Source organism: Lentzea sp. NPDC059081, assembly GCF_042738015.1.
In the GTDB taxonomy this organism is placed as follows: Bacteria; Actinomycetota; Actinomycetes; order Mycobacteriales; family Pseudonocardiaceae; genus Lentzea.
In genome coordinates, this window is sequence record NZ_JBHYGW010000014.1 from 151950 (window position 1) to 168238 (window position 16289).

The 16289-nt window shown below is 70.9% G+C and carries 10 protein-coding genes; 8 read left to right on the plus strand and 2 right to left on the minus strand.

What is annotated here, in order from left to right:
* Positions 1–83: 83 nt before the first annotated feature.
* From ACFWV3_RS28115 to ACFWV3_RS28140, 6 genes are read left to right on the plus strand one after another with little or no spacing between them, the layout of a single operon-like run.
* Positions 84–1715: an ABC transporter substrate-binding protein gene (locus tag ACFWV3_RS28115; RefSeq protein ID WP_382415318.1), complete on the plus strand. Its 1632-nt coding sequence runs from the start codon at positions 84–86 to the stop codon at positions 1713–1715.
* On the plus strand, positions 1712–2644 hold the full coding sequence (locus ACFWV3_RS28120) for an ABC transporter permease (RefSeq protein WP_382415320.1): 933 nt from the start codon (positions 1712–1714) through the stop codon (positions 2642–2644). The genes ACFWV3_RS28115 and ACFWV3_RS28120 overlap by 4 nt, the downstream gene beginning before the upstream one ends.
* A complete protein-coding gene (locus tag ACFWV3_RS28125; protein WP_382415322.1) occupies positions 2641–3507 on the plus strand; it encodes an ABC transporter permease in 867 nt (288 codons plus the stop codon). The genes ACFWV3_RS28120 and ACFWV3_RS28125 overlap by 4 nt, the downstream gene beginning before the upstream one ends.
* Positions 3494–5152, plus strand: coding sequence for a dipeptide ABC transporter ATP-binding protein (locus tag ACFWV3_RS28130; RefSeq protein WP_382415324.1), 1659 nt, complete (start codon positions 3494–3496; stop codon positions 5150–5152). The genes ACFWV3_RS28125 and ACFWV3_RS28130 overlap by 14 nt, the downstream gene beginning before the upstream one ends.
* Positions 5152–5787 (plus strand): NADPH-dependent FMN reductase, encoded by a 636-nt coding sequence (locus tag ACFWV3_RS28135; protein ID WP_382415325.1) that lies wholly within the window; start codon positions 5152–5154, stop codon positions 5785–5787. Before ACFWV3_RS28130 ends, ACFWV3_RS28135 begins: the two co-directional genes overlap by 1 nt.
* Before the next feature lie 24 nt (positions 5788–5811).
* On the plus strand, positions 5812–6354 hold the full coding sequence (locus ACFWV3_RS28140) for a hypothetical protein (RefSeq protein WP_382415327.1): 543 nt from the start codon (positions 5812–5814) through the stop codon (positions 6352–6354).
* A gap of 52 nt (positions 6355–6406) precedes the next feature.
* Here ACFWV3_RS28140 and ACFWV3_RS28145 read toward each other — a convergent pair whose 3' ends face one another.
* The gene (locus ACFWV3_RS28145; protein ID WP_382415329.1) at positions 6407–7576 is read right to left on the minus strand and encodes a cytochrome P450; all 1170 of its coding nucleotides are present in this window, start codon (positions 7574–7576) and stop codon (positions 6407–6409) included.
* A 328-nt stretch (positions 7577–7904) separates the two neighbouring features.
* Between ACFWV3_RS28145 and ACFWV3_RS28150 the strand changes: the two genes are divergently transcribed.
* Positions 7905–11315 (plus strand): indolepyruvate ferredoxin oxidoreductase family protein, encoded by a 3411-nt coding sequence (locus ACFWV3_RS28150; RefSeq protein ID WP_382415331.1) that lies wholly within the window; start codon positions 7905–7907, stop codon positions 11313–11315.
* Positions 11316–11369: 54 nt separating this feature from the next.
* On the opposite strand, the gene ACFWV3_RS28155 is transcribed toward ACFWV3_RS28150, so the two are convergent.
* Positions 11370–14195, minus strand: coding sequence for an ATP-binding protein (locus tag ACFWV3_RS28155; RefSeq protein ID WP_382415333.1), 2826 nt, complete (start codon positions 14193–14195; stop codon positions 11370–11372).
* A gap of 739 nt (positions 14196–14934) precedes the next feature.
* On the opposite strand from ACFWV3_RS28155, the gene ccrA reads away from it, so the two are divergent.
* Positions 14935–16206, plus strand: coding sequence for a crotonyl-CoA carboxylase/reductase (gene ccrA, locus ACFWV3_RS28160; RefSeq protein WP_382415335.1), 1272 nt, complete (start codon positions 14935–14937; stop codon positions 16204–16206).
* Positions 16207–16289: the final 83 nt, after the last annotated feature.

Consider the following 16289-nt stretch of genomic DNA (forward strand, 5'->3'; position numbering starts at 1 on the left):
CCACCTACGCTTGCCGACGCCAGGTGCCGCCGCGTGGCGCATTACCGGCTAATTCCGGAAGAACCTCTGAGGAGCGGCCGGACATGAAGTCCCACCCACGACTGCGTTCGCGGCTGTTCGCCGCGGGCTTGCTGCTCGCCGTCACAGCGCTGGGCGGGTGCGCCGCCACCGGCACGGCCGCTCGGGCCGACGGCGTGCTGACCTTCTCGACCGGGCAGCAGCCGGACTGCCTCGACCCGCAGGTGAGTCCCGCCGGGATCACCGCGCTGATCAACCGCAACGTGTTCGACTCGCTGGTGGAGATGACGCCGGACGGCCGGTTCGAGCCGTGGCTCGCCCGCAGCTGGACCATCGCGCCGGACGGCCTCGCCTACACCTTCCGGCTGCGCGACGACGCGAAGTTCCACGACGGCACCCCGGTGAACGCCGCCGCGGTGAAGGCCACCCTCGACCACGCGGTCGACCCGAAGACGAAGTCGTTCTCCGCCAAGAACCTCATCAGCGGGTACGCGGGCGCCGAGGTCACCGGCGAGGACGTCGTGACCGTCCGGCTGAGCAAGCCCAACAGCGCGCTGCTGCAGGCGCTCAGCACCCCGAACCTCGGCATCCAGTCGCCGAAGTCGATCTCCGAGAACTTCGCGAACCTGTGCTGGGCACCGGTCGGGTCCGGCCCGTTCTCGTTCGTGCGCTGGGCCCGCAACGAGCGGATCTCGCTGACCAGGAACCCCGCCTACGCCTGGGCACCGCCGTCGGCGAAGCACACGGGCGCGGTCGCGCTCAACGGCCTCGACTTCGTCTTCATGTCCGAGGCCAAGGTCCGGTTCGGCGCGCTGACGAGCGGCCAGGTCGACGTCAGCGAGGCGATCGAGCCCGCCAACGCCAAGTCGCTCAAGGCCGACGGCGCGTGGCAGTACTTCCACAACGTCGAGCCCGGCATGGTGCACTACCTGCTCTTCAACAGCACCAAGGGAAAGCTCGCCGACGAACGGGTGCGCACCGCGCTCATGCGCTCGGCAGACCTCGACGCGCTCGTCCGCACCGCCACGTTCGGCCAGCTCGACCGCGCGTGGAGCCCGCTCTCGCCGACCACGATCCACTACGACCTGTCGACGGTCGGCTCGTGGCAGGTCGACCGCGACCTCGCCGCCCGCCTGCTCGACGAGGCCGGCTGGACCGGCAGGGACGAGGACGGCTACCGCACCAAGAACGGCGAGCGCCTCACGATCAGCTGGCCGTACAACAACGCCACGGCCACCCACCTGGTCGAGACGCTGGCGCAGGGCATCCAGGCCGAGGCCAAGAAGGTCGGCATCGAGATCGTCCGCCAGGGCCGCGACCTCGGCACGTGGACCAACGACCTGCTCAACGGCAACATGGACATGTTCAACTCGAGCTACACCCGCAACGAGCCGGACGTGCTGAGGTTCTTCTTCGCCACCGGTTCCACGGCGGCCAGCGGCGGCGCGAACCTGTTCAAGATCAACCACCCGGAGCTCGACGCGTGGCTCGTGCACGCGAACGCCACCGTCGACGAGAAGGCGCGCGCGGACGACTACGCCAAGGCGCAGCGCTACCTCATCGAGCACTCCCTGGTGATGCCGATCTACGTCCCGGCGAAGCTGATGGGCGCGTCCCCGGACGTGCACGGGCTGCGCTTCGACGTCTCCGGCTCACCGCTGTTCTACGACGTCTCGCTGGCAGGAGCCCGCTCATGACCACCGCACGGCGCCTGCTGGGCAGGCTCGTCCTGGCCCTGCTCGTCGTCCTCGGCGCGGCGACCGTCGCGTTCGCCGCCATCCACCTGACCCCCGGCGACCCGGTGCGCGCGATCCTCGGCACCTCGGGCCCGTCCCAGCAGCTGATCGACCAGGTGCGGGCGGAGCTGAACCTGGACAAGCCGCTGGCCGTCCAATACGGACTGTACCTGCGCAACCTCCTGACCGGTGACTTCGGCGAGTCCTACCAGCTGCAGCAGCCGGTGGTCCGGCTCATCGGCGAGCAGATCGGAGCGTCGGTCCAGCTGGCGCTGAGCTCCCTCGCGCTCGCGCTGCTGGTGTCGATCGTGCTCGCCGTGGCCACCGCGGGCCGCCGTCCGGCGCTGCGCAGGGTCTCCGGCGTCGTCGAGCTGCTCACCATCTCCACCCCGAACTTCTGGGTCGCCGTGCTGCTGCTGACGGTCTTCTCGTTCAAGCTGCACTGGTTCCCGGTGATCGCCGGGCAGGGCATCGCCGGCCTGGTGCTGCCCGCCGTCGCGCTGGCGCTCGGCATGGTCGGCATGTTCACCCAGGTGCTGCGCGAGGGCATGGAACGCGCGCTGGGCGAACCGTTCGTGCTCAGCTCCCGGGCCCGCGGCTCCAGCGAGACCACCGTGCGCGTCCGGCACGCGCTGAGGCACGCCATCGTGCCGCTCGTGACGCTGTCCGGCTGGACCGTCGGCGCGTTGCTCAGCGGTGCCGTCGTGATCGAGATGGTGTTCAACCGGCCGGGCATCGGCCGGACCCTCGCGACCGCCATCGCGAACAAGGACCTGCCGGTCGTCAGCGGCGTGGTCGTGATCGCGGCCGTCGTGTTCACGGTCGTCAACTTCCTGGTCGACGTGCTGTACCGGGTGATGGACCCACGAGTGGGGAGGTTCTCCCGATGACCGGACTGCTCACCGTCCCCTCCCGCGTCACCGGCACGACGAGGCGGCGGCTGCCGGTCGGGCTGACGCTGGCGTGGGTGTTCATCGGCCTGCTGGTGCTCGCCGCACTGGTGCCGGACCTGCTCGCCCCGCAGCCGCCGGACGCCGTCGACCCCGCCATCGCGCTGAGCACGCCCAGCTGGGACCACGTCTTCGGCACCGACGAGCTCGGCCGCGACGTCTACAGCCGGATCGTGCACGGCGCCCGGTTCTCGCTCGGCATCGGCATCGGGTCGACCGCGATCGCGCTGGTGCTCGGCGTCCTGCTCGGGGTGCTCTCGGCGACCGCGGGCCGGCTCGCCGACAGCGTGATCACGTGGTTCACCAACGTGTTCCTCGCGTTCCCCGGTCTGCTGCTCGCGCTGCTCGTCGTCGCGATCCTCGGTCCCGGCACGCTGAACGTGATCATCGCGATCGGCCTGTCGTCCGTGCCCGGCTTCACCCGGCTCACCCGCGGCCAGGCCATGATCGTGCGCGAGTCCGGCTACGTCCGCGCCGCGATCACGCTGGGCCAGCGCAAGCCCGCGATCTACCTGCGGCACCTGCTGCCCAACGCGCTGCCGCCGCTGCTGCTGTTCGCCACGCTCTACCTCGGTGCCGCGATCGTCGCCGGGTCGGCGCTGAGCTTCCTCGGCCTCGGCCCGCAGGCGCCGACGCCGGAGTGGGGCTCGATGCTCGCCGACGGGCAGGACTTCCTCGACGTCGTCTGGCACATCACGGTCATCCCGGGCCTGGTCGTGACGCTCGCCGTCATCTCGTTCACCGTGGCGGGCCGGGACCTGCGCCGCCGTTTCGAAGGGAGGCTGCCGGATGCCGTCCGCTGACACCGCGGTCGTTTCGGTCCGCGACCTCACCGTCGGCTTCCACACGGCGCGGGGCCAGGTCCACGCCGTGCAGGGGGTGAGCTTCGACCTGCACGCCGGGCGGTGCCTCGCGATCGTCGGCGAGTCCGGTTCCGGCAAGAGCGTCACCGCGCGCACCCTCGTCGGCCTCACCGGTGCCAACGCCGACGTCGAGGCCACCACGCTGACCCTCGACGGACAGGACCTCACCAAGCTCTCCGACCGGCAGTGGCGTTCGGTGCGCGGCCGCCGCGTCGGGTTCGTGCTCCAGGACGCGCTCACGTCGCTCGACCCGGTGCGCACCATCGGCGCCGAGATCGGCGAGACGCTGCGCAACCACCGGCTGGCGACCCGGTCGACCATGCCGGACCAGGTCGTCGAGCTGCTGGCGCAGGCCTCGGTGCCGGACCCCGCCCGGCGCGCGAAGCAGTACGCGCACCAGCTCTCCGGCGGACTGCGGCAGCGGGCGCTGATCGCCTCGGCCGTCGCGGCGCGGCCCGACGTGCTGATCGCCGACGAACCGACGACCGCGCTCGACGTCGTGGTGCAGGCCCAGATCCTGGAGCTGCTCGGCGCGAAGAAGGCGGAGGGCACCGCGCTGTTGCTGATCAGCCACGACCTCGCCGTCGTGGCCAGGCTCGCCGACGAGATCGCGGTGATGCGCGACGGGCGGATCGTCGAACGCGGCACCGCCGAGGCCGTGCTGCGCTCGCCGAGCCACGAGTACACGAAGAAGCTGCTGGCCGCCGTGCCGTCCGCGCACCCCAAGGGTACGCGACTGGCCGGTCCGCGAACCGGTGAGCCGGTGGAGTCCACAAAGGACGCGCGGTCCGGTCCGGTGGTCGAGGTCGAGGCCGTGTCGAAGAGCTTCGTCGGCCCGGACGGCGTGCGCCGCACCCAGGTGCGGGACGTGTCGTTCACCCTGGCCGCCGGTCGGATCCTCGGCCTGGTCGGCGAGTCGGGCTCCGGCAAGACCACCGTCGCGAACATGGTGCTCGGGCTGCTGGAACCGGACGCCGGTTCCGTGCGGGTGCTGGACCGGCCGTGGTCGGGACAGCGCGAGTCGCGGCGCAGGCCGTACCGCAGGCACATCCAGCTGGTGCACCAGGACCCGCTCGACGCCTTCGACCCCCGCTACACCGTCGAACGGATCGTCGGCGAGGCGCTCGCCGCGATCGGGAGGACGGGCGACCGCCGGGCGCAGGTCACCCGGTGGCTGCACCGCGTCGGTCTCGACGAGCAGCTGCTCGACCGCAGGCCGCGCCAGCTCTCCGGCGGTCAGCTGCAACGGCTCGCCATCGCACGGGCGCTGGCCGCCGAACCGGACGTGCTGGTGTGCGACGAACCCGTGTCATCCCTCGACGTCTCGGTGCAGGCGCAGATCCTCGACCTGCTGGCCGACCTGCGCGCCGACCTCGGCCTGTCGCTGCTGTTCATCTCGCACGACCTCGGCGTCGTGCGGCACCTCTGCGACGACGTGCTGGTGATGTCCGACGGCGAGGTGGTCGAGGCGGGACCGGTCGAGGACGTGCTGCGCGAACCCGGCCACGAGTACACGAAGTCGCTCGTCGCGGCGATCCCGCGGATCGAGGACGCGTTCCCCGAGGAAAGCAGGGTGACCAGCTGATGTCCCGCGTTCTCGCCCTCTCCGGCTCGCTGCGCGCCGGTTCGTTCAACACCCAGCTGCTGCGCGCGTTGCCCGCTCTCGCTCCCGAGGGCATGGAGTTCGAGTTCTTCGACGGGATGGCCGACATCCCGTTGTACAACCAGGACCTCGACGTCGACCCGCCGCCGCCCGCGGTCGCGAAGCTGCGCGACGCGATCCGTGCGGCGGACGGCATCGTCCTGGCCACCCCGGAGTACCTGCACGCGCTGCCCGGCGTCGTGAAGAACGCCCTCGACTGGGCGTCGCGGCCGCCGGCCGACCCGGCGCTGACCGGCAAGGGCGTCGTGGTGCTGGTGGCCACCATCGGCCGCACGTTCGGGTTCCGCAGCCTCGCTGAGGCGCACCAGGTGTTCACGCACCTGCGCAACGTCGTCGTGCCCGCACCCGAGGTCGTGGTCAACACGGCCCACGAGGTGCTGGTCACCGACGAGGACGGCACGGCCCGGATCACCGATCCGATGGCCGTGGCGCTGGTCCAGGTCCAGCTGCACATGCTGGCGGACCTGCTCGCTTCCGGTGCGGCGTCGGCGGTCTCCGACGCCCTCGACCGCCACACCGGCAAGCTGCTTTCCCTGTTCAACGCCAAGTCCGGATGACACACGACTAGGGGGAAACGAGAAGTGCGCAGCACTCGAACATCGCGGGCAGCTCTGGCGGGGCTCCTCGCGGCAGGGGCGGTGGTGGCGTCGGCGACGTCCGCCGTCGCCGTGGCCGAGGAGACCTCCAACACGCTGAGGATCACCTACACCTGCACCGAACCGCCGTGGCCGGGGTCGGCGTCGTCGTCCTACGACGTCACCGTCACCGCGCCGCTCACGGCGAGGCGCGGCCAGCAGTTCGCCCTCACGGCGAGCCTGCTCAGCGTCTCGCCCTCGCCGGGCGACGTGCCGGCGGGCGCCCTGCAGGGGTTCACCAACCTCCTGGTGGGAGGGTCCGGCACCGGCACGACCACCGCCAAGGGCCTGACCAACGCGAAGGACGTGAAGAAGGGCGACCTGGTGCTGCTCTCCGGCGGCAAGGCGCTCTACACGCCCACCAAGCTCGGCGTGCACACCTTCACGCCGGACAAGTTCCAGCTGACGACGCACCAGGACACCACCATCGTGTGCGTGCCCGACAAGAGCGGCGTGATCGTCGCGGTGCCCGTCTCGGAACCCATCTAGTACCGAGGCGCCAGGAGAGCCCCGCCGAGCCGTCGGCGGGGCTTTTCCCTTGCTACCAGGCGACGGGAAGCCTGTGCAGGCCGTAGATGACCATGTCGTCGCGCATGGTGATCTCCTCCGCCGGCACGGCGAGCCGCAGGCCGGGGAACTTCCGCAGCAGTGCCGTGTAGACGATCCGCATCTCGATGCGGGCGAGCTGCTGGCCGATGCACTGGTGCACGCCGTGCCCGAAGCCGACGTGCCCGGACGCCGACCGCGTGACGTCCAGCCGGTCGGGGTCGGGGAACTGCAGCGGGTCGCGGTTGGCGGCGGGCACCGAGGCCGTGACGGACTCGCCCGCCTTGATCAGGTGCCCCTCCAGCACGACGTCCTCCAACGCCGTGCGCACCGGGCCGATGTGCGCGATCGAGAGGTAGCGCATCAGCTCCTCGACCGCGTTGTCGACCAGCTCCGGCGACTCCACGAGCTTCGCCCACTGGTCGGGATGGGTCAGCAGGGCGTAGGTGCCCAGGGTGAGCATGTGCGCGGTGGTCTCGTGGCCCGCGAGGAGCAGCAGGTACGAGATGTTGAGGACCTCGAGGTCGGTCAGGTCGCCGGGCGCCACCAGCCGGCTGATCAGGTCGTCGCCCGGCTCCACCCGCTTGCGCGTCACCAGGTCGGCGATGAGCTCCCGCAGCTCGCTCATCGCCGCCATGTACTGCTCCGGAGTGGTGCCGAGGTTCAGCAGCACCGCGGCGGAGCTCTGGAACGTGGCGCGGCTGTCGTACGGAACGCCGAGCAGCTCGCAGATCACCATCGACGGAACGGGTAACCCGATCGACTGAACCAGATCGGCCGGTGGGCCCTGCCGGAGCATCTCGTCGAGGAACTGCTCGGTGTGTTCGGTGATCCGCGGAACCAGGTCCTTCATCCGGCGGACGGTGAATTCACCGGTGAGCACTTTCCGATAGCGGGTGTGCTCCGGCGGGTCGTGCGTGACGAAGAACCCGGGTTCCATCATCCGCGGGTCCGACGGCATGTCGTGAATGGGGGAACGGCCCAGTCCCTTGCGAGCGCTGAACCGGTTGTCCGCGAGCATCGCGCGGACCGCGGAATAGCTGGTGACGAGCCATCCGACGTGGCCGCCGGGGTAGGTCAGCCTGGTGATGGGCCGGTCCTCGCGCAGCTGCCGCAGGCCTTCCGGCGGATCCAGCGGGCAGCGCCGTTCCAGTGGCAGAGTCACTGCCTCTTCGATGTTCTGCTGAATGACCACCCGTCCGAGCCAACACCCGGCACCGTTTTTTCTCAAGGCCGGAAAAGTGCATTCCCGGAACCGTGATGTGCGCCATGTTCTGCTTTTAGGGGTTTTCAGTAGGGGTGCCCGGTGTGATCGCACCGAATTGACCACCGGATTCCGCGGGACCACCCGACTATGACACAACGAGCCGGCCGGCGGGAAATCGCTAAGGGGCCTGCCTAGGGGTTGCCGGGGTGTGGGCACCGCCCTAGCTTTCCCCGCAGAGGACTGCGAACAAGGCGTCGTCTGCGAACCCCAAGGGGATTGTCCTGTCATGAGCCTGGACACCGAGGCAGAGCAGCAGCCAGTGCCGGTCGCGTTCGCGCTGGCCGACCGCTACGCGCCGGACGCGGGGGCGGTGCACCTCACCGGCGTGCAGGCCCTGGTCAGGGCGATCATCGAGCAACGGCACCGCGACCGCGCCGCCGGGCTGCGCACCGGGGCGTTCGTCTCCGGCTATCCCGGCAGCCCGCTGGCGGGCTTCGACAAGGAGCTGCAGCGCACCGCCACCACCGCGGCGGAGCTGGGGATCGTGCACCAGCCCGGTGTCAACGAGGAGCTGGCCGCGACCGCGGTGTTCGGGTCGCAGGTCGCGGCGGCGAGGCCGGACGCGCTCGTCGACGGCGTGACGGGGTGGTGGTACGGCAAGGCGCCGGGCCTCGACCGGGCCGCGGACGCGCTGCGGCACGCCAACTTCGCCGGCACCGGACCGCACAGCGGGGTGGTCGTGCTGGTCGGGGACGATCCCGGCGCCAAGTCGTCGACGCTGCCGAGCGCGTCGGAGTACGCCCTGCACGACGCGGCGATGCCCGTGCTCGTGCCGGGATCGGTCGCCGAGGTGGTCGAGCTGGGCCTGCACGCCGTCGCGTTGTCGCGGGCCAGTGGACTCTGGGTCGGGATGAAGCTCGTGAGCGAGGTCGTCGACGGGTCGGCGACCGTGCACCTCGCCGAGCCGGTCGTCCCGGTGCTGGACGGCACGCCCTACCGGCACGAGGTCTCCGGCAACCTGCTGCCGCCGGTCACGCACCGGCTGGAGGAGAACCTGCACACGGTCCGCCTGGACATCGCCCGGCGCTACGCCCGTGCCAACGACCTCAACCCCGTCACCGTGTCCGGCCCCGCCGACCGCGTCGGCGTGGTCGCCGCCGGGAAGACCTACCACGACCTGCGGCAGGGACTGGCCGAGCGCGGTGTCGGCGACGCGGAGCTGCGGGCCGCCGGGGTGCGGCTGCTGCACGTGCGGATGATGTGGCCGATCGACCCCGCGACGGCTCACGAGTTCGCCTCCGGTCTTCGGGAAATCGTTGTGCTGGAGGAGAAACGGCCGTTCCTCGAGACGTGGCTGAAGGAGTCGCTGTACGGGCTGCCGTCCGCGCCGCGAGTGGTGGGCAAGACCGACGAACGCGGTTCCGTGCTCGTGCCGCAGTTCGGCGTGCTCGGCTCGGCGCAGCTCGCCGACGTGGTCGCCCGCAGGGTGCCGGGTCTGGTCGCGGGCACCTCGCGCAAGCCGGTGCTGCTGCCGTTGCTGCCGTCGCGCAAGCCCTTCTACTGCTCGGGCTGCCCGCACAACCTGTCCACCCAGGTGCCGGACGGGACGCTCGTCGGCGCCGGGATCGGGTGCCACGCGCTCGTCAGCTGGATGCCCGAGGACCGCTACGGCGAGGTCACCGGCATGACCCAGATGGGCGGCGAGGGAGCGCAATGGGTTGGTATGCAACCGTTCCTGCCCGAATCGTCGTTCGTGCAGAACCTCGGTGACGGCACGTTCTTCCACTCGGGACACCTCGCGATCCGGCAGGCGGTCGCGGCCGGCACGCGGATGACGTACAAGATCCTCTACAACGACGCGGTCGCGATGACCGGCGGTCAGCGCCCGCCCGGCGTGATCCCGGTGGGCGAGCTGACCCGGTTGCTGGAGCTCGAAGGCGTCACGCGCACGATCGTCACGACCGACGACCGCAAGCGCTACCGGGGTGTGCGGCTGGCCCGCAACGCCGTCGTCTGGCGGCGCGACCGGCTCGACGAGGCGCAGCGAGTGCTGGCCTCCTCGCCCGGCGTGACCGTGCTGATCCACGACCAGCAATGCACCGCTGAGAAGCGCCGCAAGCGCAAGCGCGGGGTCGTCGCCCCTGCCGATGCGGACGTCGTGATCAACGAGCGGGTGTGCGAGGGCTGCGGTGACTGCGCCCGCAAGTCGAACTGCCTGTCGTTGCACCCGATCGACACCGAGTTCGGCCGCAAGACCAGGATCCACCAGTCGTCGTGCAACCAGGACGCGTCCTGTGTGGAGGGTGACTGCCCGTCGTTCGTCAGTGTTCGCAGGGAGTCCTCCCACCGGGTGGCCGAGCCTCCCACGAGGATGCCGGCGCCCGGCGGGGTCGAGCTGGCCGGTGGGCAGGTCTACTCGGTGCGGATGGCGGGCGTCGGCGGCACCGGTGTCGTGACGGTCAGCCAGGTGCTGGTCACCGCCGCGCTCCTCGACGGCCTGCACGCGGCGGGCCTCGACCAGACCGGCCTGTCGCAGAAGGGCGGCCCGGTCGTCTCGGACGTCCGGATCAGCCGTGCCGAGGTCGTCGGCAACAAGGTCAGCACGTCCGACCTGCTGCTCGGCTTCGACCCGCTGGTCGCGCTCGCACCGAACTCCGTGTCCACGATGGACGGACGGACGCGCGCTGTCGTCAACAACTCCGTCACCCCGACCGGCCACGTGGTCGTCGGCGCCGAGACCACCGGCGTCGCCCCCGGCGAGCTGCGCGAGCGGCTCGCGTCGGTAACGGCTCCCGGCGACCTCTGGGTCGACGCGACCAGGATCGCCGAGGACCTGTTCGGCGACCACGCCCTGGCCAACGTCGTGGTGCTCGGCGCCGCGCACCAGGCGGGCCTGCTGCCCGTCTCGGGCACCGCGGTGCGGGAGGCCATCCGCGTCAACGGTGTCGCGGTGCAGGCGAACCTGGCGGCGTTCGAGTGGGGCAGGGCCACGGTTGCCCGCCCCGACCGCGTCCGCGCCGCGCTGTCGAAGGCCACGGCGGCCGAGGACACCACGGCGGCGAGGCGGCTGCTCGGCGACTGGGACGCGCCGGCCGAGCTGCGCGCACTCGTGCTCACCAGGGTCGCGGACCTGATCTCCTACCAGGATGAGCGTTATGCCGGGGATTACCTGAACACCGTGCGGGCGGTGCACGCCGCCGAGGCTCGGACCACCGACGGCACCGAGCTGACCGATGCCGTGGCGCGCAACCTGCACAAGCTGATGGCGTACAAGGACGAGTACGAGGTGGCCCGTCTGCACCTGCGGCACCGCGACGAGCTCGGCGGCGCCGCGCTGACGTGGCACCTGCACCCACCGCTGCTGCGCGCACTGGGCATGCGCCGCAAGCTGAAGCTCCGGCCGTGGCTGGCGGTACCGGCGTTCCGCGCGCTGGTGGCGGGCCGCCGGGTGCGCGGGTCCTGGCTGGACCCGTTCGGGCACACCGAGGTCCGGCGGACGGAGCGGCGGCTGGTGGGGGAGTACCGGACGGCCGTCGAGCGGGTGCTCGCCGTGCTCGACGGCGGCAACCACGCGGCGTGCGTCGACCTCGCCGGGCTGCCGGATGGCGTGCGGGGCTACGAGGAGGTCAAGCTGGCCGCGGTGGCCGGGTACCGCGACCGACTCGCGGCGGCGCTGAAGGCGATCACCGGACCGTGAGACGACACCGGCCGCGACACCCGTTCAGGTGCCGCGGCCGGTTCGCTCGACCACTCACATGCTGCTGTCCAGCAACTGCATCTGCAGCGCCGTCGCCAGGTCCGCCCGCCGCTTCACCTTGAGCTTGCGGTAGATCCGCGTGAGGTGCTGCTCCACCGTGCTCACGGTGACGAACAGCTTCAGCGCGATCTCCCGGTTCGTGTTGCCGTCGCACACGAGGTCCGCGACCCGCCGTTCCGCCTCGCTGAGCTGCGCGTAGTCGGCCGCGACCGGCAGCTCGACGTCCGCCTCCGGCAGGTCGGCGCTCTCCGGGTCGCCGACGTGCAGCAGCTTGCGCAACGACTCCGCCTTGCAGCGGCTGGCCAGGCGCCGGGCGCGCCGGGTCGTCATCCGGGCCTTGCTGGGCTCGCCGATGGTCTGGTAGGCCGACGCCAGGTCGGTGAGCGCCAGTGCCAGTTCGAGCTCGGCCTTGCAGTCGTGCAGGATCTCGACCGCCTCGCCGAGCAGGCGCGGGCGTTCCTCGGGAGCGCTCAGCCGGGCCAGCAGGCGCAGTGCGATCGCCCGGCCGCGCGACCTGCCCTGCGTCAGGTGCAGCTGTTCGTGCACGAGATGCCTGGCCGCCTTGTGGTTGCCCAGCTGCAGGTGCGCCTCGGCGGCGTCGGTGCGCCACGGGATGATCGCCGGCAGGTCGATGCCCCACTTGAGCATCAGCTTGCCGCAGGCCAGGAAGTCGCTGAGCGCGGCGAGCGGCCGGTCCTGGTTCAGATGCACGGTGCCGCGCGCACGCAGGTAGTGCAGGCCGTACCGCGACTCCAGCACGGCTTCCGGCAACGGCAGCCGCAGCAGCGCGGCGGCCTCCTCGTGCTCGCCCATCACCGTGAGCGCGTAGACGAGGTTGCCGAGTGGCACGCCGATGTGGCTGCCCCAGGTCTGCGAGGGCGAAGACCCGAGTGCGCAGCGCGCGTAGTCGGCGGCGGCCGCCATGTCCCCCGACCGGATCGCGATCTCGGCGTACGTGCTCGCCAGCATCGCCCGCCAGGTCGGCGCGTTGCGGTCGCGCGAGTCGCGGTAGAGCGCGTCACACCACGACGCCGCGGCCGGCAGCTGGTCGAGGTAGGTGAGGGCGAGCAGGGCGACCTGGAGCGGCTCCAGGGTGCCGTCGCCGAGCTGGCAGCTCTGCAGGATGCGCTCGGCCTGGTGCTGGACGCTGTGCGCGGGCCCGCCGGTGAGCAGGGTCTGCAGCAACGTCGCCGCGCGCGCCTGGGCCCGCACGACCTCCGACACCGCCGTCGTGTCGTGCTTCGACGGGTCGAAGTGCACGTCCCGCACCTCGCCGACCAGCTCGGGGTAGGTGTGCGTCAGCCACCAGCGCAGGAAGTGCAGCGCGGCGATCGTGCGGACGTCGGAGTCGGCCACGTCCGGCGGCAGCTGGGCGATCAGCGCCCTGGCGTCGGCGACCTCGTTGTGCCACAACAGGTACTGCAGGATGTCGGGCAGCTGGTGGTGCGGCAGGTGGCCGTTGCGCATGGCCGTGGTGAGAGTCGGCAGGTGCTGCGTGACCGTGCACGTGTCGAGCCGCCACTCCAGCGCCGCCAGCCGGGTGCCGATCGACGCCCGCAGCTGCTCGTCGGTCGTCTCCCGGTAGGCGAGCCGCAGGTAGCGGACCGCCTTCGTGATGTCGTCGGCGGCGTTGGCGTGCTCGGCCGCGCACTGCAGCACCGGGACGCCCCACGCGTACTCGCACGTGTCCGCGGTGGCGAGGTGCTCGGCGATCACGGTCACCGAGCCGCCCTCGTGGTAGATCGCGGCGGCGGCCTTGAGGTGCAGCGCCGTGGCGTCCTTGGTGCTCAGGTGGCCGAGCACGGTGGCGCGCGCGGTCGCGTGCCGGAACTGGCCGTCGCGCAGCAGCCCCGACTCGTTCAGCGACCGGAACGCCACCGCCATCGTCGTGGCGTCCAGCCCGGTCAGCGACGCGAGCAGCGTCGGCTTGGCCCACTCGCCGAGCACGGCGACCGCCCTGGCGAGCCGCAGCGCCTCCGGGGTGACCCGGTGCAGGCAGGTGAGGAACGCCTCGATGAACCGCGGGCCGACGACGACCTGGTAGGTCTGCTGCCGCGGCGGGTGCTGCACCTGCGCGAGCTCCTCGGCCAGGTGGTCCTCGGCGACGGCGTTGAGCAGCAACGGGTTTCCGCCGGTCAGCGCGTGGCAGTTGCCGGACACGCGCGCCGCGGTCTGCTCGCCGAGCCGCAGGGCCAGCAGCTGCCGGGTGCCGTCCTGCGACAGCGGCGTGAGGCGCAGGTGCGTGCTCAACGGCTGGCGCAGCACGTCGTCGAAGAAGAACTGGTGGGCGAGCCGCGCACCGGTCCGCGAGGTGATCATCAGCAGCACGGGCGCGGTCGCGATGGCCCTCGCCAGGTGCGCGAGGCACCGCAGCGAGGCCGCGTCGGCGTTGTGCACGTCGTCGACCACGATCAGCTGGGGCCGGTGGCGGGCGGCCGTCAGCACCACTTCGTTGAGCAAATGGGCGTATCGGGCGATGGACGTTTCCGGCACGCTGTCGTCCAGGCCGCCCGGTGCCGGGGAGAGCATTGACTCGGCGAAGAGCGCGGATGCCTCTCGGCGCAGGTCCGGTGGCAGCTTCAGGCATTGCAGGAACTGGACGACCAGTGCGAGCGGGAGATTACTGGTGAGTTCGGAACTGGAGACCATGATCTGGTCGACGTCCGCCTCGGCCGCCTTCTCGACCAACGTGTCGATCAGCTCGGTCTTGCCGCTGGCGACCACTCCGGTGACAACGATGATCCGGCCTTTTCCCCGCGTTACGTCGGTGAAAATTCCGGAAAAATCGGAAAGCTCTTCTCCGCGCTCGACCAATGACATCAGAATTGACCCCCCATGAAGTCAAAAATGAGACCCAGCCGGGTATCAGGACGTGCGCCGACGCGGCGCCGGTGGGTGACCGGTGCCGTGAGGACGAGGCGCGCCCCGGCGCGGGACGGGATGCCCGCGCCGACCAGTCCCGCCGCGATCGCGAACCGGGTGTGCCTGGTGACGGCGTGAGTGGGTGAGAATCTCAGACAACCGCGATGTGCTGGGGCGTGACGGTCCTCCGGTCCCTGGGGCCGGGTTGCTCGCAACCCGGTGGCGGGGGGCGTGGGCAAACCTCTCCAGGGGCCGTCAGAGAGCCCCCATTGCCCCTGACGTCCCACGGTGGCCGCCCCGTTGCGACCGGACTGACCGGAATGGATTCGCGAAACGGACAGGAACGAGAACGACCCCCAGATCGTTCATCCGCTTCCAAGCGAACCTCTTCCGACAGTACACGCGCTTAGCCGTGGCCTGCAACCACGCAGCCCTCCGCCGCACGTCAATGCACAATCATCCCAGCTGGTGACACCTCTTCCCGGGGCGTTCGTTTAGGGGGACGATCTAGGGGTTCTGGGGTGTGCGGGCGATCCATACAGTCGAATCCCGAGACAGCAGGCGATTCCGGCGGTATCGGGGTCGCGGACCCGCGGGGGCGGTCCTGGTGGCAGACCCTCGCCGGTTCGTTTTCCCAAAGGCCAGAACGCGTTCGGGAACGCCGCTGGAGCCGACTTCAGGTGAAAAGGATCCGGCGATGGTGAAAACCCTGTACGAACCGGGTGAAATTCCACCGCTCGGGGTGGTGCCGCGGCGGATGTACGCGTCGGTCATCCGTCCCGAGCGCTACGGCCCGCCGGACGTGGCGTTCGAGGTCGAGGTCCTCGACGTGCCCGAGGTCGGCCGCGGTCAGGTGCTCGTGCTCGTGATGGCCGCCGGCATCAACTACAACAACGTGTGGTCCGCGCTGGGGTCGCCGCTCGACGTGATCGCCGCGCGCGCCAAGGCGGGCGACACCTCCGGGTTCCACATCGGCGGCTCCGAGGGTGCCGGCGTGGTCTGGGCGGTCGGCGAGGGCGTCCACGACGTGTCCGTCGGCGACGAGGTCGTGCTCTCGGGCTGCCAGTGGGACGAGTCGGCGGCCGACATCCGGCTGGGCACGGACCCGATCTCGTCGTCCTCGCAGGCGGCCTGGGGCTACCAGAACAACTACGGCTCGTTCGCCCAGTTCACCGTCGTGGACGAGTACCAGTGCCACCCGAAGCCCGCGAACCTCAGCTGGGAGGAGGCGGCGTGCTTCATGCTCACCGGCGTCACCGCCTACCGGCAGCTGATGGGCTGGCCGCCGCACGTCGTGCGGCCGGGCGACCCGGTGCTGGTCTGGGGCGGCGCCGGCGGCCTCGGTTCGATGGCCATCCAGATCGTGCGCATGTTCGGCGGCATCCCGATCGCGGTCGTGTCCGACGACTCCCGCGCGGAGTACTGCGAGCGGCTCGGTGCCAAAGGCGTCATCAACCGCAGGGACTTCGACCACTGGGGCCGGCTGCCCGAGGTCATGGACGCCGAGGCGATGGCCCACTGGACGCGCGGCGCACGGGACTTCGGCAGGAAGTTCTGGGAGGTCCTCGGGTCCCGGCGCTCGCCGCGGATCGTGCTCGAGCACGTCGGCGAGGACACCATCCCGACCTCGATGTACGTGTGCGACGCGGGTGGCATGGTCGTCATCTGCGGCGGCACCACCGGCTACAACGCCGACGTCGACCTGCGGCACCTGTGGATGCGGCAGAAACGCCTGCAGGGGTCGCACTACGCCAACACCCGCGAGTGCCGCGAGGTGACCCAGCTGGTCGCGACCGGGCAGCTCGACCCGTGCCTGTCGTGGTGCGGCGACCTGTCCGAGGTCGGGCACGCCCACCAGCTGATGTACGAGAACGCCCACCCGCCGGGCAACATGGCCGCGCTCGTCAGCGCTCCGGCACGTGGCCTGCGGACCCTCGCCACCTCGCGGGAAGTCGGCGCGGGCGTGTGACCACGGGCGGGACGGGGGACCGGTCACGGCGATCGGTCCCCGCCGCCGCGTGCCCTCTTCTCCGCGCTGACCAGACAAAAGGT

Coding starts and splice junctions, on each gene's coding strand:
- ACFWV3_RS28115 (WP_382415318.1), top strand. CDS start 84: ATGAAGTCCCACCCACGACTGCGTTCGCGGCTGTTCGCCGCGGGCTTG.
- ACFWV3_RS28120 (WP_382415320.1), top strand. CDS start 1,712: ATGACCACCGCACGGCGCCTGCTGGGCAGGCTCGTCCTGGCCCTGCTC.
- ACFWV3_RS28125 (WP_382415322.1), top strand. CDS start 2,641: ATGACCGGACTGCTCACCGTCCCCTCCCGCGTCACCGGCACGACGAGG.
- ACFWV3_RS28130 (WP_382415324.1), top strand. CDS start 3,494: ATGCCGTCCGCTGACACCGCGGTCGTTTCGGTCCGCGACCTCACCGTC.
- ACFWV3_RS28135 (WP_382415325.1), top strand. CDS start 5,152: ATGTCCCGCGTTCTCGCCCTCTCCGGCTCGCTGCGCGCCGGTTCGTTC.
- ACFWV3_RS28150 (WP_382415331.1), top strand. CDS start 7,905: ATGAGCCTGGACACCGAGGCAGAGCAGCAGCCAGTGCCGGTCGCGTTC.
- ACFWV3_RS28155 (WP_382415333.1), bottom strand. CDS start 14,195: ATGTCATTGGTCGAGCGCGGAGAAGAGCTTTCCGATTTTTCCGGAATT.
- ccrA (WP_382415335.1), top strand. CDS start 14,935: ATGGTGAAAACCCTGTACGAACCGGGTGAAATTCCACCGCTCGGGGTG.